The 17,409-nt window shown below is 37.3% G+C and carries 16 protein-coding genes; 7 read left to right on the forward strand and 9 right to left on the reverse strand.

Going from position 1 to position 17,409, the window contains the following annotated elements; all coding sequences use genetic code 11:
* The first annotated feature begins 27 nt into the window (after positions 1–27).
* The 3 genes from OQZ33_RS14780 to OQZ33_RS14790 all read left to right on the forward strand — a co-directional run bounded on the left by OQZ33_RS14780 (position 28) and on the right by OQZ33_RS14790 (position 3,943).
* Positions 28–2,319, forward strand: a complete 2,292-nt coding sequence (locus OQZ33_RS14780; RefSeq protein WP_265799810.1) for a patatin-like phospholipase family protein — start codon at positions 28–30, stop codon at positions 2,317–2,319.
* The gene (locus OQZ33_RS14785) at positions 2,316–2,846 is read left to right on the forward strand and encodes a hypothetical protein (protein ID WP_265799811.1); all 531 of its coding nucleotides are present in this window, start codon (positions 2,316–2,318) and stop codon (positions 2,844–2,846) included. Before OQZ33_RS14780 ends, OQZ33_RS14785 begins: the two co-directional genes overlap by 4 nt.
* Before the next feature lie 182 nt (positions 2,847–3,028).
* Positions 3,029–3,943 carry an exopolyphosphatase gene (locus OQZ33_RS14790; RefSeq protein ID WP_265799812.1) on the forward strand — a complete coding sequence of 305 codons (915 nt, stop codon included), beginning with the start codon at positions 3,029–3,031 and terminating at the stop codon, positions 3,941–3,943.
* On the opposite strand, the gene OQZ33_RS14795 is transcribed toward OQZ33_RS14790, so the two are convergent.
* The 9 genes from OQZ33_RS14795 to OQZ33_RS14835 all read right to left on the reverse strand — a co-directional run bounded on the left by OQZ33_RS14795 (position 3,938) and on the right by OQZ33_RS14835 (position 10,980).
* A complete protein-coding gene (locus tag OQZ33_RS14795; protein ID WP_265799813.1) occupies positions 3,938–4,627 on the reverse strand; it encodes a carboxypeptidase-like regulatory domain-containing protein in 690 nt (229 codons plus the stop codon). The genes OQZ33_RS14790 and OQZ33_RS14795 overlap by 6 nt on opposite strands.
* A 75-nt stretch (positions 4,628–4,702) precedes the next feature.
* On the reverse strand, positions 4,703–5,272 hold the full coding sequence (locus OQZ33_RS14800) for a Maf family protein (protein ID WP_265799814.1): 570 nt from the start codon (positions 5,270–5,272) through the stop codon (positions 4,703–4,705).
* A 73-nt stretch (positions 5,273–5,345) separates the two neighbouring features.
* Positions 5,346–5,735 carry a hypothetical protein gene (locus tag OQZ33_RS14805; RefSeq protein WP_265799816.1) on the reverse strand — a complete coding sequence of 130 codons (390 nt, stop codon included), beginning with the start codon at positions 5,733–5,735 and terminating at the stop codon, positions 5,346–5,348.
* A 145-nt stretch (positions 5,736–5,880) separates the two neighbouring features.
* Complete coding sequence (locus tag OQZ33_RS14810) at positions 5,881–6,408, reverse strand: KdsC family phosphatase (protein WP_265799817.1); 528 nt, start codon at positions 6,406–6,408, stop codon at positions 5,881–5,883.
* A 162-nt stretch (positions 6,409–6,570) separates the two neighbouring features.
* Complete coding sequence (gene iscX, locus OQZ33_RS14815) at positions 6,571–6,816, reverse strand: Fe-S cluster assembly protein IscX (RefSeq protein WP_056851329.1); 246 nt, start codon at positions 6,814–6,816, stop codon at positions 6,571–6,573.
* Positions 6,817–6,933: 117 nt separating this feature from the next.
* Positions 6,934–7,266, reverse strand: a complete 333-nt coding sequence (locus tag OQZ33_RS14820; protein ID WP_056851330.1) for a 2Fe-2S iron-sulfur cluster-binding protein — start codon at positions 7,264–7,266, stop codon at positions 6,934–6,936.
* Positions 7,267–7,305: 39 nt separating this feature from the next.
* Positions 7,306–8,070, reverse strand: coding sequence for a Rossmann-like and DUF2520 domain-containing protein (locus OQZ33_RS14825; RefSeq protein WP_265799818.1), 765 nt, complete (start codon positions 8,068–8,070; stop codon positions 7,306–7,308).
* 4 nt (positions 8,071–8,074) lie between these two features.
* Positions 8,075–10,540 carry a heme lyase CcmF/NrfE family subunit gene (locus OQZ33_RS14830; protein WP_265799820.1) on the reverse strand — a complete coding sequence of 822 codons (2,466 nt, stop codon included), beginning with the start codon at positions 10,538–10,540 and terminating at the stop codon, positions 8,075–8,077.
* 5 nt (positions 10,541–10,545) lie between these two features.
* A complete protein-coding gene (locus OQZ33_RS14835) occupies positions 10,546–10,980 on the reverse strand; it encodes a cytochrome c maturation protein CcmE (RefSeq protein ID WP_056851333.1) in 435 nt (144 codons plus the stop codon).
* A 467-nt stretch (positions 10,981–11,447) separates the two neighbouring features.
* Here OQZ33_RS14835 and OQZ33_RS14840 point away from each other — a divergent pair, with 467 nt between their 5' ends.
* The 4 genes from OQZ33_RS14840 to OQZ33_RS14855 all read left to right on the forward strand — a co-directional run bounded on the left by OQZ33_RS14840 (position 11,448) and on the right by OQZ33_RS14855 (position 17,337).
* On the forward strand, positions 11,448–12,128 hold the full coding sequence (locus OQZ33_RS14840; protein WP_265799821.1) for a hypothetical protein: 681 nt from the start codon (positions 11,448–11,450) through the stop codon (positions 12,126–12,128).
* Between the two features lie 2 nt (positions 12,129–12,130).
* Positions 12,131–14,224 carry a hypothetical protein gene (locus OQZ33_RS14845; RefSeq protein ID WP_265799823.1) on the forward strand — a complete coding sequence of 698 codons (2,094 nt, stop codon included), beginning with the start codon at positions 12,131–12,133 and terminating at the stop codon, positions 14,222–14,224.
* A 94-nt stretch (positions 14,225–14,318) separates the two neighbouring features.
* Positions 14,319–15,671, forward strand: coding sequence for a hypothetical protein (locus tag OQZ33_RS14850; RefSeq protein ID WP_265799824.1), 1,353 nt, complete (start codon positions 14,319–14,321; stop codon positions 15,669–15,671).
* 55 nt (positions 15,672–15,726) lie between these two features.
* On the forward strand, positions 15,727–17,337 hold the full coding sequence (locus tag OQZ33_RS14855; protein ID WP_265799826.1) for a Na+/H+ antiporter: 1,611 nt from the start codon (positions 15,727–15,729) through the stop codon (positions 17,335–17,337).
* The last annotated feature ends 72 nt before the right edge of the window (positions 17,338–17,409 follow it).

Consider the following 17,409-nt stretch of genomic DNA (forward strand, 5'->3'; position numbering starts at 1 on the left):
GTGGTAGCTTTTAAAAGATTTTTGCTGATGCTCTTCATTTTGTGCTGTGCTGAGCTACATGCGCAAAAAGTAGGCCTTGTATTTAGTGGTGGCGGCGCCAAAGGACTTGCTCACATTGGTACACTTAAAGCATTAGAGGAAAACCAAATTCCGATAGATTATATTACCGGAACATCAATGGGCGGGATTGTGGGTGCAATGTACGCCGCGGGCTATTCGCCTAAGCAAATTGAACAAATTGCGGTAAGCAAAGAATTTCAAAACTGGGTAAACGGAAGATACACGAGTGATTATACGTATTACTTTCAAAAAAACGCACCAAATGCATCGATGTTAACAGCCAAAGTGGCCATTGATACTGGTTTCCACTTTAGCTTTCGCTCCAATATCATCAACGATATTCCACTTAATTTTGCTTTTTTGGAACTCTTTTCTCAAGCATCGGCAGTTTCGAAAGATAATTTTGATAACCTCTTTGTGCCTTATCGTTGTATGGTTGCCGATGTACTTTCGCAGAAAAGCATCACCGTAAGTAAAGGAAGTTTAGCCGAAGCTGTGAGAGCTACAATGACTGTTCCCATTGTTTACAGGCCAATTAAGTTGGATGGGAAATATGTTTTTGATGGAGGTTTGTACAATAACTTTCCAGCCGATGTAATGGAAAAAGAGTTTAAACCCGATTATGTAATTGGCGCAAATGTTTCTTCAAAAACTTATAACGAATATCCAAAAAATATTGATGATAGGCTGATGAACCGCTTTTTGGTTTACATGTTTCTATCTAAATCCGATTCTACCATGATTGGCAAAAACGGCATTTATATCCAGCCCGATTTGGGCACTTACAGTGTAACCAATTTTGCGCCTGTCGAGGATTTAATTAAAAAAGGATATGATGCCACCATGGCTGATATGCCTCGAATTAAAGCCCTGATCGCAAAGAGAGTCGACCCACTGGAGCTGGAACGGAAAAGGGCAGCATTTAATTCGCGTAAACCCGATTTAAATTTTAGCAATATTATTGTTTCCGGCGTAAATAGTCAGCAAAAAAAATATGTAGAGCGGCTTTTTAAAAGTGATAAGGCCACCTTTAATCTTGAAGATATCAAACGGGGTTACTATAAACTAGTCGCCGATCAAACTTTTGAAACCATTTACCCTAAAATATCATACCAGGCCGTTACTGACAATTATACTTTTGAGGTGGTTGCACAACCAAAAAAAAGCTTCAAACTCGATTTAGGTGGCAACATTTCGACCAGGCCAATAAGCAACGTTTTTTTGGGTGCAGAATATAATTACCTCAATAGAAAAGCTTATACTTTTGGCACCAGCTTTTATTCAGGCAGATTTTATGAATCTGTTCAGGTTAATGGCCGGATCGATTATCCCACAAAACTGCCCATTTTTTTAGCGGCTGAGCTTACTTATAACCACTGGAACTTCTACAATACGAGCAAAATTTTTATCGAAAATCCCCGTCCCATTTATATAGAGCAGTCGGATAGAAAAATAGATTTGATGATGGGTGTACCATTGAACTACAATACAAAGGTAGTTTTGCATGCTAATTTCATCAATAATAACGACCGCTACAGTCCTAACAATACTTTTTCGGTAGGCGATTTATTGGATCAAACTATTTTCAACGGTTTTAGAGGGTCGTTAAATCTGGAGAAAAATTCATTAAATAGAAAACAATATGCCACTAATGGTCAAAGTTTTTCTCTCAGTGTAAATTACACAACCGGTCGCGAAAATTATAATCCAGGTAACATATCACGTAATATCCCTGGTTTTTCAAAACCAATTGGCGTAAGCAGGTTACGGCAATGGGGAAGTATCAAACTCACCCAGGAAAACTATTTTTTACACCTTAACAAATACACTTTAGGCTACATTGTTGAGGGAGTAATTTCGAACCAACCCCTGTTTAGTAATTATTATTCTACTCTTTTGGTTTCTCCGGCATTTTACCCGATACAAGATAGCCGATCGCTCTTTTTAGATAAGTTTAGAGCCACCACATACGCAGCAGGAGGAATAAAAAACATTTATAACTTTAGAAAAAATTTGGATTTTAGATTGGAAGGATACTTATTTTTGCCACATAAAGAGTTCGAATTAAATAATTTTCAAGATGTAGATTATGCGAAAGCCATAAGCAAAATACGCTATGCGGCTACAGCTGGCGTAGTTTATCATACGCCTGTGGGCCCTGTAAGCTTAAGCTACAATTTATATAACGATGCAATTAAAAGAAATGGTGTATTATTACATATCGGTTATCTAATTTACAATAAACGTTCTATCGAATGAAGCGAATCATTTTACTATTATCCCTGTGTTTAATCGGTTTTTTTAGCTCGGCACAAACTGCAGCCATCAATAATTTTCTCGTAAAAGAAAATTTGCTTAAAAATAATAAACTGGCCATCATAGCTGCCGATTCATTAAATGTTCCAAACGAAAATATTAATGGCACCTATACCTTTAGCGTTAGCGGCTTTACCCAGGTATTAAAATTTAACGATGGAATTGCGGTGCTACCCCTTCCTATCGATAAATCTACATTTGTATATATCAAACATCAAAACGATACGGGCACCCATAGCAAGCTGGTTTACGTGTATAAGAAAGATGCTGACCTCACCCCTTATGCTATTAGCAGCTTATGGCTTTTTATTATCCCTATTGCGCTGGTGATTATTGCTTTTGCATTCAGGAAACTCATCATTTTTGTTGTTCTAGCCTTTTTAATATTTGTTTATTTTAACCACAGTAGCGGTTTGAATATTGGCACCTTTTTCGAAAGTATTTTTGATGGTTTGAAGAATTTATTCTGACCGGGAAAGCAAAAGCAGCGAATTCTTTAAGGTAAGTCCGGCTTTTTGCTAAATTCCCAATGGTATTTAGTGCCGACTGTTCGGCAAAGCCATCGGAAGATATCGCTTCAATCCGGTTTATTAAATAACTTTCTGCTACTATCAATGGCAGCCCTTGCACCGTTTTATTTTATAATTACAAAATGCGAATCGCAGTTATCGATCTAGGAACCAACACTTTTCATTTGCTTATTGCAGAAGTTGCACAGCAAAACTTCGATATACTTTACAAAACCAATGTACCAGTTAAACTCGGCGAAGGAAGGATTAACGAGAACATGATTATACCGGCAGCTTTCAATCGTGGTATAGCCTGTTTAGAAAAATTTGCAGAAACCATCAAAGAATTTAAGGTAGAGCAGCTTAAGGCCACCGCAACTTCGGCTGTGCGAAGTGCCAAAAACGGAAAGGATTTCGTTGAAGCTGTTTTACAAACCTGTGGAATTTCGATTGAAGTAATTAGTGGCGATGATGAGGCAGAGCTGATTTATCAAGGTGTAAAGCTGAGCGGTCCGATCAAACAATCATCTTTAATTATGGATATTGGAGGCGGAAGTGTAGAGTTTATCTTTTGTGATACCGAAAAATTGCTCTGGAAAAAAAGTTACAATATCGGTGCCGCCCGTTTAGCGCAACAGTTTTTCAAATCTGATCCTATTAATGATGAAGACAAAAATGCCCTTCTATATCATATTCAAATCGAATTAGCAGCGCTATTTGAGAAATGTGAACAGTACGAACCCAAAATTTTAATTGGATCTGCAGGTGCATTTGAAACCTTTGCTGAACTGATCATCAAGAAAAAGAATTATCCGGTAGAAATTGCGACAGCCAAAACCTACGCATTTAACTATGATGAATACATCGAAACCGCTATTGAACTTTTAAATCGCAATCATTCGGAACGAGCAGCCATGAAAGGTATGATTCCGCTTCGGGTAGATATGATTGTGATGGCCACGCTAATTACAAACTACGTACTGGGCAGAGCAAAAATTAATGAAATCATCCTCTCCACTTACGATTTGAAAATGGGTTCGCTTGCAGGCTTTTTATAAGATTGTATTTCCCTTTTTCGGAACATACATTATTTTTCCTACAATCATCGGTTCCATTCTTAAGAGCAAATCAACTTGCTTTTCTACAGCATAATTTAAGGTCATGTTGCCAGAGAACCGAGCGCTTTGAACTGCAAGGATTTTGTTTTCGTTTCTGATTCCGCTGGTGAATTTTATCTCGTAATTACCGTTTTTATCAGTAGAAGCATAATATTTAGTATTCAGAATAACCACTCTAACTCCTGTCAGCGGTTTTTTATTTTCATCTAAAATTCTGCCGCTAATCTTTTTTATGGTAATTGGTTTCTTCTCATCTGCATGGCTACGCAGTTTTTCGACGATTTGCGTTTCTGGCTTTTCCGTTAGTACCGAAGCATTAACATTCTGCGTAAAAATGCTTACGCCAATGGCTAAAACCCCAATATATTTCATCCAGTTTCTATTGGCAGGCGCCACTACCAGATGGTAATTAAGCTGGTTGAGTTGAGTCTCGGTTAACCTTCCGCAAACTTCTGACGAACCATTGGCTAATGTTTTAATAATATCAGCGTTACTATATCCGGTAAAATCTACCACACATTTATTGCAAGCCTGGCAAAAATTAAATCCATCTTTTTGATCCATCTCCTCCCAGTTTTGAGTGCAAGGTTCAGCAATGGTCACTAGTGCGTTTGAATTTTTCATCTTTCGGTGTATTTGCTTACATGATGAAAAATGGTTTAGGATTCCACAGATAGAAATAAAAAAAACTCCGAGGGATTAAAAACTTACAAATTTTTCTAATTCTCGATACAGTTTCTCCGTCGGTAAACCCATTACGTTGGTATAAGATCCCTCAATGCGTTCTACCACTACAAGTCCCCACCAATCTTGGACACCATAACTTCCGGCTTTATCAAATGGTTTATAATTATCAATATAAAAATCGATTTCCTCGCCTGTAACAGCTTTACAATAAACTTCGGTTCGATCATAGAAAGAAAATATTTTGTTGCCTTTAACAAGCGTTACGCCAGTATAAACCTCATGCTTATTTCCTGATAGCTTAGCAAGCATTTCCTGTGCATGATTTTTATCTCTTGGTTTTCCCAATATTTCTCCATTCAGGGCGACAATGGTATCGGCAGTAATCACTACTTCGTTGCCTGCTTCAAAGGCTTTTGCTTTTTGCTCTGAAATATAAACGGCTATTTCAGCAGGACTTAAAGATTCGGGGTAACTTTCATCCACATCTCTAAGTTCGACTTTGAAGTTAAGGCCCATAAGTTTAAGCAGCTCTTGCCTGCGTGGAGATTTTGAAGCGAGTGTAATGGGAATTTTATTCAACATAATATTTCGGAAAGCGCTAAAATAACAAAAGCGACAGAAAAGCCGCTTTTGTTATTATCATTTTATTTAAAACTTAGTTATTTCCACCGCGTTCCTGCATGCGTTTCTGCATTTCAGCACGTTGCTCCTCTTGCCATGTTTTATAAAGCTTTTTTTGATCTTCAGTTAAAACGGCATTCACCTTAACATCTCCATCTGCACGAAATTTTTGCATTTTCTCTCTCATTGCCTCTCTGTCTCCACCTTGAGCTTCCTCACGCATTTTTTTCATTGCATCAGCTTGCTCAGTAAACACAGTGGTCAGCTTTGTTTTTTGATCATCGTTTAGCTTCAACTTTTCATCAAGTTGTTTTACACGATCTTCCGGTTTCATCATCATACCGCCGCGACCGCCACCTTGCTGCGCATTTGCATAAGTTATTACTGAGAATAACAATGCACAAATCATCATTAATTTTTTCATTTTTTTTGTTTTGAAATTTAGACTTGTTGGAGTAAATCTGAAATCAAAAGTTTAAAGGAAGAGTGTAACTTCGCTGTTGCAAATCGAATTGGCTTTTCGATTGCGAATAGCGGATAGAGAGCAGCCTCAGTTTTAGGAAATATAATTATTTGCTTGAATCAGCAGCGTTAGGATGTTCATCATACCACTTGCCTTGCACCTTCATCACCTTTTCAATAATATCGCGAACAGCGGTTTTGCCACCGGGATATGGGGAAATGAAGGTAGAAACAGCTTTGATTTCCTCCACAGCATCAGCGGGACAAGTAGCCAATCCGACTAATTTCATCACTTTTAAATCAGGAATATCATCACCCATGTAAAGCACTTCTCCTGCCGTGATTTTTTTATCAGATAGATATTGTTTAAAGATGGAAACCTTATCGCCAGCCCCCAAAAATACATCAGTTATGCCTAGGTTGAAAAATCGTTTTCCCATCGCAATACCATCTCCTCCTGAAATAATGCACAAGTTATAACCTTTTTTAACCGCCAGTTGCATGGCATAACCATCTTTGATATTGAAAGTACGCAATGATTGGCCATTATCAGTTACCTGCACAGAACCATCGGTAAGCACACCATCAACATCAAAAATGAAGGTTGTAATTTCTTTTAATTTTTGGAGAAACATGCTGTGTTGTGGGTTGAGAGTTACAGGTTATTAGTCAGGGTTTGTAAACAGAGTGTTTAAAACCTTAAATCGCACAAAATTTGCTGGATTATATTACAAGTTAGAGCGTCAAAATGATAATTTCAAACCTATAACCTGTAACCTACAACCAGTAACTCATTACTAATCTTGATTATCTCTCCACTCGTAAACCCAGGCAGATTGAATTTGCTCTAAATGGCCTTCGCTACTTTCTTCACGGGTGCCTTTGAAGTTAGGTAATTCCAAAACCCACTCTAACAAATCGGTAAAACGGATGCGGTAAATCTTAGTTTCGCCAAACTCATCTCCAAATTTCTCATATAAAGACATTGCAATATCTTCATAATCATTCCAGTAAAAGGGTAAGGCAAATTTATCGTTGTTCATGTTTTTATTTTTAGGTTGTATTGTTGGGTAATTTTGTTGGAAAGTTTTAAGGCTATTAAGCTACGAGTTTGGAGCTTCAGACCTTCGGATTCTAGACTGAAAACTTCATAAAGAAGCCTAATGTCCCATAAATCCAGATTGATCAGGAATGGTAACTTCAATATCGCCATTAATCACTACACACTGGCAGCCCAAACGTGAGGTTATTCGAGGCCTTACCGCCCTGTCAATAAAATCTTCTTCTTTATCAGAAATTTCTTCAATGTTATCCATTCCCTGGGTAACATAAACATGGCATGTACTGCATCCGCAAACACCGCCGCAGTTGTGTTGAAGTTCGATGCCATTATCCAGGCAAACATCTAAAACCGACTCGCCAGCTGCTATAGGTAATTCTACAGGTGCATGATCTGCTTCTTCGAAATTTATTTTTAGTTTAAAAATGCTCATAATATTTTGCAAAAGTAAGAAGCAAAAGCCGTAAAAATGCTATTTAGGTATTAATTTTATGCTCTTGCTTAAAGTTTGATAAATGTTCTGCAATTCAGGTTGGCTTTCTAACAAACCTAAATGCTTATTCATAGTGCTCTCATCTCCACGCACAGCGGGACCAGTTTGCACTTTCTCTGGTAAATTATCCATCACCTTATCTGCGGTTTCAGCAATTAAAGGTCTGATAATGTTGAAATCAAGCCCATTTTCTATAAGAAATTGATTTGCTAAAGCATAAAGATGGTTTGGAAAATTACAGGCAAAAACAGCAGCAAGGTGAAGTGCTTTTCTCTTTTCTCCATCTATTTCATAAACCTGATCACTTAGCTTTTCAGCAAGTCGTTTCAAAATCTCTAGATCATTGATGTTACTCGCTTCGATGCAAAGCGGAATATGATCAAAAGAAACTTCCTTCACTTTGGAGAAAGTTTGCAGTGGATAAAAAACTCCGGCTCTTGCTGTGTAATTCTTAATCGCAGAAATATCAGTTGTACCTGAAGTATGAATTACAAGCCCCTCAACATTTTTTAAAGCTGAAGCAACGTGTTCAATAGCATCATCCCTAACTGAGATGATGTATAAATCGGCAGTCTGATCCACTTCGGATAACTGATTTATTGCTTCGGCATCTGTTTGTTGCGCAAGTAAACTGGCATTTAACAGATTCTGGCTATAAACCTGCACTACATTTTCTGCTTTGGCAACTAATGCCTTAGCTAAGTGTGTGGCTACATTTCCAGATCCTATTAAAACAATGTTCATCTACTTATGCTACTTTAGCTTCTTTTCGTCTTCTAAAAATAGATAGCAAGAAACCTATGACCATAATAATAGTACCTGCCCAGTATAAGTTAATGAAAGGAAACTCAATGGCTTTAAAAACTACCCAGTCTTTTGCTTGTTGAGGTTTCTCAAAAATTTGAAGTTCAACCTTTTTCTCGTCAGGCAAAACCTGCGCAAAACGGAATTTCAAATCCAACTCATCCACCTTACGAGCAAAATCGAATGTGTTATTCCCTTTGATCAAAAACATTGGCTCGGCAGTATAAACTTTACCAGCGGCATTAATTTCCAAAGGTAAGCCAACAGCATAATCGCCTTGGGCCAACACCAAATCTTTAGCAACAGGTTTGTTATTTAACGCTTTTACGGTTACAATTCCACTTGAAGTATGAATGGTATCCCCTACCGAAACCCTAACAATTCTTGGTGCTTTATAATTTTCATCATCAGAATGACCTTCATGATCTTCGTGAGAGGCCTGCTTTACCGCAGCACTGGTAATGTGCGTATACACATCATAAGTTAAATAGTGCTTGGTATCTGGTGAAGCAATCAATCCCATCTTTTCATTATCCTGAACGTGAGGATGTAAATTGAAATCCTCTTTCACTTTACCTTCCTTATCTAAAACCTTAAAATTAAGAGTATAAATCGTGTTTGGCAGTTGAGTGGTATCTGAAACATAAGTTACCGTATACTTACCCATTTGTTTGGGCTCGTTTTTATATAACATGATGTTTTCACCCGGCTTTTCAGTCTTCTCGAAATCCTTTACAGGAATGAAATTATTTGCGTTGATGGATAGTGGTTTATTCGTAGCCGCAGAAATAAGGGCACCCAAAATTAAGAATGCAAAACCAATGTGCGCTATTGCCGAACCAGCCAGTTTTACCTTGCCTCCGAAAGCTTGATAGAGAATTGCCGCATTGGAAAGTACTGCAAAAATACAGCTAAACGTGATCAGAATATACATGGTATTGGTGTAGATATCTGCAACGTATACCAAACCAGCGGTTAAAACCAGCGAAAACAATATCACTGAGATTAAGCTGCTGTAAAATTTTCTCGGATCAGTTCTTTTGTATTTTAGATATTGAGAGAAACCTGAAATTAACGTTACCAAAACCGCAAAAGGCGCTTGCCACTTGTTGTAATATTTAACTGCATCAATTGGAGGAGAAAAGTTAGTCCCGAATGCTTTATTAAATACAGGAACTGAGGTAGAAAAAATCACCTGAATACAAGCAACAGTTACCACTAACGCACCGATAAACATCCAAAACTCACGCGAATAAGTTTCCTCATCTTTAGTAGTTATCGGTAATTCTTTCCATCTTTTAACCACCAAGAATATAGCAAGGGCAGCAAACACCACATTGTATAAAATCAAGTGGCCAAACATGCCCATATCGGTAAATGAGTGTACCGATGTATCACCTAAAATTCCACTTCGGGTTAAGAATGAAGCATACAATACCAGTAAGAAGCTTAAGAAAACCAGGGCAATTGCGGTAAAGTAAGCATGACCTGTGTTTTTGTAAGCAATCATTACGTGTACTGCACCAATTAAGGTTAGCCACGGAATCAGCGAAGCATTTTCAACCGGATCCCAGGCCCAGAAACCTCCAAAGTTTAGCGCTTCGTAAGCCCAGAATGACCCCATAATAATTCCGGTACCCAAAACCATCACCGCAAAAAGCGTCCATGGCATTGCAGGTTTAATCCAGTCTTTATAACGTTTTTGCCACAAAGCAGCAATTCCGTAAGCAAAAGGCACCACCATACTTGCAAAACCCAAAAACAGGGTTGGCGGGTGAATAACCATCCAGTAATTTTGCAATAGTGGATTTAAGCCTCTTCCGTCGGTTATAAATGTTAAGTATTTCGCAAAGTTTTCAGGATTTGCGAAAACTACAGGAGCCATCGCTTTTAAATCAACCGCATCTCTCAGTAAGATAAAAGGAGAACTACCAATGCGTTCGCCAAAAATTTCTACTCCCAACATCATTGAGGTTAAAAACACTTGCGAAAATGCCACAACGGTCATTACAGGGCGTTCCCAGGTTTTAGCTTTCCAAATTAAAAGTGCACCTAAAAATGATTGCCAGAAAGCCCAAAGCCAGAAACTTCCCTCCTGTCCTTCCCAGAAAGCAGAAACGATATAGTAAATCGGAAGTTCTTTCGAAGAGTGGAAATAAACATAATTATACTCGTTGTAATGGCCAAGGATTAAGTAAAAAAGCACCACGCCGATGCCAATTATACTCGCCCAGTTAACCAAAAAGCCTATTCTACCAAGGTTACGCCAAGATTTATCTTCTAAATTTTCTTTGCGACTGGCAAAAAAATATGCAATTGTTGAAAGTAACGATGCACTAAAAGCCAACACAATAAAAAACTGCCCGATTTTACCCGGCAACAGGTTTTCGCCTACAAACTGAATATCCATTAAAATTAATTATATTTTTTTTCGCCGTACTTACCAACTGTATCCACCTTACCATCTTTATTCACTTCAACGAGATTATCATTGTATTTAGATGGGCATTTCATTAAAATTTTCGACGCGTAGAATTTGTCCTTATCCATTTTTCCGATAAGAACTAATTTCTCAGATTTTTCAAAATCCTGAGGTTTTGTGCCATTATAAATCACCTCTCGAACTTCTCCTTTTTCATCTTTCATATGGAATGCAAAATGATTAGCATCTTTCACAGCATCATAATACATTCCTTTTGATTTTTCCCAATAACCCATTACGTGCTCCTCTTTTTGTGAAGAAGCCGCTTCTTTGAAATTTGAATAAGTATCTGTATTGGCGTTTAAGCTAAATAAGATTCCCACCGAAATAGCAATGGTAATCAAACCGATGATTGCACTTTTTTTCATTTTGTATGTTAGTGTAAAAGCTGGCAACAAAGATAGAAAAATAGCCATAGCGAACGCCAGTTAACAATTTTCTTGTCTTTATATTGACAATTAGCTGATTAATACGGAAACCAAATTTTGGTTAAGATTTTATAAATCGATAACTGTTAAAAAAATTCATTAAATAATATTTAGAAAATGACCAAATAGCAATTCTTAGCTTAATCAATCCCGCCATTTGCTTTAGCCCTCATCCAATGAAAAATTGGCTTTCGGGGCTACCACTTTCTGTGGGGTTTATTAACCCAGGTTAACCGCATGGAAACGACCACCTCTTAAAATTTCTTGTCAGATAGTGTCCTTCAACTTTCGAAATCGGCAGTGCTTTCAAATTGGAAATGAAAATCGATTAAAATTTCGTCTTTAATGATTAAGTTTGAAGCTTCAGATTATTCCTCAATTGCGTCCCATTTATTTAAAGAATTTTTATGAACCTTAGACAGTTCTACATTTTAGTTGCAGTTGCATTTATCATACCCATATTGAGTTCATGTTTTCAGGTTGTTGAAGAGATTACCATGCGAAACGATGGCACTGGCGATGTAATGTTAACCATTAATTTGAGCCAAAGTAAAACTAAAGTAGCATCAATAATGCTGTTGGATAGTGTTCAAGGGTATAAAGTGCCTAGTAAGCAAAAAATTCAAAAGGAACTAAATGAGGCAGCAGCTTATTTGCGTAAAAGTGAAGGCATTACCAATGTTAAAACCACCAGCGATTTTAATAATTACATCGCTACCATCAGTTTTTCTTTCAAGGATGTTTCGAATATCAACAACATTACCAAAAATATCCTTGCGCAGCAGAAAATCAAAGCAACAAATACCTCTTCATACACTTATAATAAAACAACCAAAACTTTTAGCCGGAAATATCAAGCGGTTGCATCAGCAAAAACCGAGTACAATAAACTTAAAAGTAAAGATAAAGCGGTGTTTAATGGCGCAATGTATACCAGCATTTACCGCTTTGAGTCTCCAGTTATCAGTACTACCAATTCCGCCTCAAATCTATCAAAATCAAAAAAAGCGGTTATGCTTAAAGCAAGTGTAATGGATTTAATTAATGGAAAAATTAATGTTTCCAATCAAATACAACTATCTAAATAAAAATGAAAAAAATTCTAATTGCGGTCTCCATTCTATTTCTCGCTAAATTAAATTACGCTCAAGATCTAGTCAAAAAAATCCCTTCAAACGCTTTTACTGTTGCTACCATCAAAGGCGACAATGTATTTAAACTGATGTTTGTTAAAGATTTTAATGAGTCGTTTCTCGGCAAAAAACTATTAACAGAAACATCAAAATCCCTTGATCAAAATCTAAATAGTATTGAAGATTTTGGTGTGAATCTGGAAAAAAACATGTACTATTTCAACCAATTGAGTGATAGTATTACCTACAATTGTTTTTTGATTCCGCTCAAAGATGCTGCGAAATTTGAAAGCCTGATAAAGGATAAAGACAAAAAAATCATAGTTGATGGCGATGTGAGAACATTGAAAATGCCCGATAACGGAGGCGTTATTATCAAGTGGAATAAGGATATGTTGTATTTCATTACAGGGAGCATCCGAAGTTCTTTCTTTGCCGATTCGGCAAATTCTGCCCGCTACGGCATTAAGGACATTAAATATCAAACTAATTATGGAGATGTTGCTGCGCTAGAAAGTACTACAACTGTAGATAGTACGGCAGCTGTTGCCAGCGATGTGGTAGTTGTCGACGTTCCTGCACCGCCCACCATTGGCGAATCATATCCTCAAATGGAAAGCCGTGAGGTAGTAAAAAAGAAGCACCCGACACAAAAAAAGAACAGTGCTGCAAAGAAATCAAAAGGAAAAAAGAAGGGCGCAAAAAGCAAACCTAAAGCGATTGCTAAAAAACCAAAAAAAGTTATAGAAATAAAGGAACCAATGATTGAGGTCGTGGATTCACCTTACATGGAAGAAGGATACACAACCGATAGCACCGCTGTAATGACTGAAGCCGGCGATGCTGACGACCGGTATGATGAATATCGAAAGGAAAGAGAAGAACAGGACAGCTTGAAAAAAGAGCTGGCTATGGTTTGGATGACTGCCGAAGCCAATAAAATATTCACCGAGAATTATGAATCCATAGAAAAAAATAAATCTTATGCTTCTAGTTTAGATAGCAAAGCCATTGCCGAACTTTGGGTTTCCAGCCTACAGGATGCTTACAATTCCATTGCTCCCGAATTTGGTACTTACGGCAAATCGGGGTTAATGACAGGTTATGGCAGTTTAAATGCCAAGCTTTTTATGGATGAAAAAAGTTTCCGCATTTCTACAGGCTTAGAATTAGCCAAAGATCAAGCCGATGCCTACAAAAAAATAATGAATAGGAAATTAAATAAAAAGTTTCTGAAGTATGTTAATAGTGATAAAGCAATTGGCTTTATGGGTTATTCTATTGATACAAAAGCCTATTTAGAAGAATTTCCTAAATTAATGAAACAGACTTATGGTTCGTTTTTAGGGAAAAACATGGGAGAAGAAATTGAATTGGGAACCGATTTATTTTCGCTTTTGTTAGATGAAGAAGCGGTAAGCATGGTAGTGAAAGGCGATGCCATGTTTGTAATTAATGGCTTAAATACCAAAGATGTTACCTACACCACTTACGATTATGATGATGATTATAATCGAAAAGAAGTAACAAAAACCAAAAAAGAAACTTTACCTGATTTCTTGTTTATGTTTTCATCAGAAGATCATCGATTGATGAACAAGCTGATTAAGTATGGCATGAATAAAAACTATGTTACGGTTAACAACAACATTTATAAAATTGAGGAGAAGAAAAGCCCGATCGATATTTACTTTATGATTAGAGATGGTATCGTTTTCTTTGGCAATTCAATAACTGAAATGGAAAGTATCAGCAACAATACTTTCGTTCCGGCCATTAGTAAATCGCATAAAACGCTTTTGGCAAAAAACAATTTTAGTTTCTTATTCAATGCGAAAAACCTGGTAGGCAAAGTTCCTACCGAAGAAATTGGAGGCGAAGAAACGGCAAAGAAATTCAATGAAACTTTGGGCAAAATGGGAAATATCTATATGAAATCGAATCCAATTAAAGGAAATGTAGTTTCTGCAGACATTAGTGCTGAAATACCTAATGGACATGAGAATGCTTTAAAATATCTGTTTTCATTAATTGAAAATGCTTCGAAATAACTCAACAATTAACCACAGGTAAAAATGACGAACACGAAATTAACTTGTTAAAAATCTGTGTTCATCTGTGAAAATCTGCGGCAAAAAATGACGTATGAAGAAATTTCTAAAAATAGCAGCAGTGATTTTAATATCGCTGCTGATTTTGTTTCTTGGTACGCTCAAGTATAGGAATTACAGTGCCAATCAAATAGCTATTCCAAAAAATACCACTTCTTTAGTAAAGATAAGTGTTGATGAAATTTTAAAAACATTGGCTTTCAATGCCATCTCAAACCCGGTTCATTACTTTAAATCAGATACCGGGAAAAATGTTGGGCGTTCATTTAAGCGCATAGACCATGGATTAAGCATTCCTGCAAACCTATATTTGTATACCATAAAGGATCAACCGAATACCTCGTTTTTCGCCAGATTTAAAATCAGGAATCTCCAAAATTTTGAAGATTTTTTAAGCAAGGCCGTAGGGTTTAAAATTAAAAAGGTGAGCAATAAGCTTAACTATGCAAAATCTGTATTGGGTAACGTAGCAATTTGGTACGATGAAAAAAGTGCTGCAGTAGTTTTTTCAAGTCAGATTGCAAATTTTGATGCAGTCCTGAAAGATGTTTTGAATGAAAAAGACTTTAAAGAAATGAGCGATGGTGGATTTAGCCAGCTGATAAAATCTAGCAGTCACGTCGCTTTTCAAGAAAATGCTCAGCTTGCGGAGCTTGATTTTAAAAGTGGCGAAATCAGCTTCAATGGCATTTTTAATACACTAGAAGGAATGAAAATTAAGAGCGGGCTGAACAGCCATCAGCCAGCCAATACAAACCATGTAATGAACTTTTGGCTGAATGCAGATTTCGAACGAAACATCAAAAAAGAATTCAAGCTAAAAAATGTGGTTATTGAGCAAGATAGCCTGGTTAAATATTATCAGGGGAACATTGATATGGAATGGATAAATACCATAAAGCAAACGGATTCAATTATTACTTATGAATACAACGATGATTTCGAAAAGGTGCAGAAAGTAACGCTTCAGCAAAAAGATGTTCCAAATGTCCTTATCAATATTTCTGCTGATGCTTTGCCGTTAAAAAATTACCTGGCCCGTCAAAACGTTATTTACCTGGATAGCGGCGTGGTTAACAAATCAGTTTTTCCTCTTTACCAGGTATTTGTTGGGGGAAATAGCAAGCAACTTACCCTCAGCACAACGAAAGAACCTTCCCTTCATCAATATTCGCAAAAAAACAATAACTTCCTTGCCTTGAATGTCAATTTTAAACAATTAAACCGACAGGTTAGCTTGCCAATAATCTCCAGGTATCTGGAAAGCCTGAAATATTTAACCGTCACAGCTCAAGCTACCCGTGACAAGAAAATCGCCATACAAGGAAAATTAGAAATGAACAATCAAGACATTAATGCCCTTTATCAACTCTTGACGACCCTTTAGAATTTTATCATTCCTATATTCTTAATAAATTTAGTGCAACAAACTAATAGCAAATATGCTCCACGACAATCTTATTTTAATCCTTATTTTGTTACTCGGCGTGACATTATTGGTGATGGTTGGTCAGAAATTAAAGATTTCATACCCTATTTTTTTAGTATTAGCAGGATTAATTATCGGATTTATTCCTGGTATCCCCCATATAAAAATCGATCCCGATATTGTCTTCCTGCTCTTCTTACCTCCACTCCTTTATGAGGCTGCATGGTTTACCTCCTGGAAGGATTTCTGGGAATACAAAGGTGGGATCTTTTTAATGGCCGTTGGTTTGGTAATTATTACATCAATGGCTGTAGCTTATGCTTCCGTGGCATTTATACCGGGTTTCACTTTGGCTTTAGGTTTTTTATTGGGTGGAATTATTTCGCCGCCAGACGCCGTTGCTGCAGCCGCAGTACTTAAAGGATTAAAAATTCCAAAAACGGTAAGTGCTTTACTGGAGGGCGAAAGTTTGGTAAACGATGCTTCCAGTTTAATCGTGTTTAAATTCGCATTGGTCGCAGTCACCGCCGGAACTTTCGTTCTGCATGATGCAGCTATAGATTTTGTTTCCGTAGCGGGTTGTGGTATTTTGGTTGGTTTGGCTATTGGCGGTATATTTTACGCCATACACAGATGGCTTCCAACAACCGAAAACATTGATACCGTGCTTACACTAATTACGCCCTACTTCATGTATATCGTAGCAGAACATTTTGAGGGTTCGGGTGTAATGGCAGTTGTTTCTGGAGGTTTATTACTCTCCAGTCAATCTCATATTATTTTAACCTCAAGCTCGCGAATTAAAACCGTTTCGGTTTGGTCTGCCTTGATATTCCTGTTAAATGGTGTAGTTTTTATTTTGATAGGTTTGGCTTTGCCAGATATCGTAGCAGGTCTTGGCCCAGATTACCCGATAGGTAGAGCAATAGGCTATGGGGTGGGAATAAGTGTACTTGCTTTGGTAGTGCGTTTTATCTGGCTCTTCTCCACTGCCAGGATCACCAGGATTTTTAACAAAAAAACAAGAGTGCGCTACCAGGACATGACCTGGCATTCTTCGTTAGTAATTGTTTATGCCGGAATGCGGGGCGTAGTTTCTTTGGCCGCAGCATTATCTATTCCGGTAATGATTTCCGATCAGATTCCATTTCCATTAAGGAACCTGATCTTATTTATCACCTTCGTGGTTATATTCGTAACGCTGGTGGTACAGGGTTTAACGCTACCTTTTTTTATCAAGTGGCTAAATATTCCAGCTCCGAAACATAAATTATCTGAACAGGAACAGACCAGCCAGATTAAACTTAAATTAATTGATCTCTCGTTGGATAAACTGAAAGCTGATTATAAATATCAATGTACCCACAATGAGTTAATGGTAAATTTGAAAGCCGAACTCCAACACTCGTTAATTGAAAAGAAAGATACCCTGAAAGCCTTTAAAGCTGGACAGATTGATCAGGTAGATTTGAAGGCATATCATGAAATTGTGCTGGCTTTGATTCAGGTTCAAAGGGATGAATTACATCATTTGAAAAGTAATAAAAACTACGACGACGATATTATCAGAAAAGAAGAATGGCGTTTAGATTTGGAAGAATTGAGTATCACTTCCTCTGAATAAGGATTTACCATTGAGGTTTTAACTTTGCGTCGTTGCTTGCCTGCGGCATTCAGGCGAAATCGATTTTTATCG

The sequence above is a fragment of the Pedobacter sp. MC2016-05 genome, assembly GCF_026239735.1.
GTDB lineage: Bacteria > Bacteroidota > Bacteroidia > Sphingobacteriales > Sphingobacteriaceae > Pedobacter.

Coding starts and splice junctions, on each gene's coding strand:
- OQZ33_RS14780 (WP_265799810.1), top strand. CDS start 28: ATGCTCTTCATTTTGTGCTGTGCTGAGCTACATGCGCAAAAAGTAGGC.
- OQZ33_RS14795 (WP_265799813.1), bottom strand. CDS start 4,627: ATGAAAAATTCAAACGCACTAGTGACCATTGCTGAACCTTGCACTCAA.
- OQZ33_RS14805 (WP_265799816.1), bottom strand. CDS start 5,735: ATGAAAAAATTAATGATGATTTGTGCATTGTTATTCTCAGTAATAACT.
- OQZ33_RS14800 (WP_265799814.1), bottom strand. CDS start 5,272: ATGTTGAATAAAATTCCCATTACACTCGCTTCAAAATCTCCACGCAGG.
- OQZ33_RS14825 (WP_265799818.1), bottom strand. CDS start 8,070: ATGAACATTGTTTTAATAGGATCTGGAAATGTAGCCACACACTTAGCT.
- OQZ33_RS14840 (WP_265799821.1), top strand. CDS start 11,448: ATGAACCTTAGACAGTTCTACATTTTAGTTGCAGTTGCATTTATCATA.
- OQZ33_RS14830 (WP_265799820.1), bottom strand. CDS start 10,540: ATGGATATTCAGTTTGTAGGCGAAAACCTGTTGCCGGGTAAAATCGGG.
- OQZ33_RS14810 (WP_265799817.1), bottom strand. CDS start 6,408: ATGTTTCTCCAAAAATTAAAAGAAATTACAACCTTCATTTTTGATGTT.
- OQZ33_RS14835 (WP_056851333.1), bottom strand. CDS start 10,980: ATGAAAAAAAGTGCAATCATCGGTTTGATTACCATTGCTATTTCGGTG.
- iscX (WP_056851329.1), bottom strand. CDS start 6,816: ATGAACAACGATAAATTTGCCTTACCCTTTTACTGGAATGATTATGAA.
- OQZ33_RS14845 (WP_265799823.1), top strand. CDS start 12,131: ATGAAAAAAATTCTAATTGCGGTCTCCATTCTATTTCTCGCTAAATTA.
- OQZ33_RS14820 (WP_056851330.1), bottom strand. CDS start 7,266: ATGAGCATTTTTAAACTAAAAATAAATTTCGAAGAAGCAGATCATGCA.
- OQZ33_RS14790 (WP_265799812.1), top strand. CDS start 3,029: ATGCGAATCGCAGTTATCGATCTAGGAACCAACACTTTTCATTTGCTT.
- OQZ33_RS14850 (WP_265799824.1), top strand. CDS start 14,319: ATGAAGAAATTTCTAAAAATAGCAGCAGTGATTTTAATATCGCTGCTG.
- OQZ33_RS14785 (WP_265799811.1), top strand. CDS start 2,316: ATGAAGCGAATCATTTTACTATTATCCCTGTGTTTAATCGGTTTTTTT.
- OQZ33_RS14855 (WP_265799826.1), top strand. CDS start 15,727: ATGCTCCACGACAATCTTATTTTAATCCTTATTTTGTTACTCGGCGTG.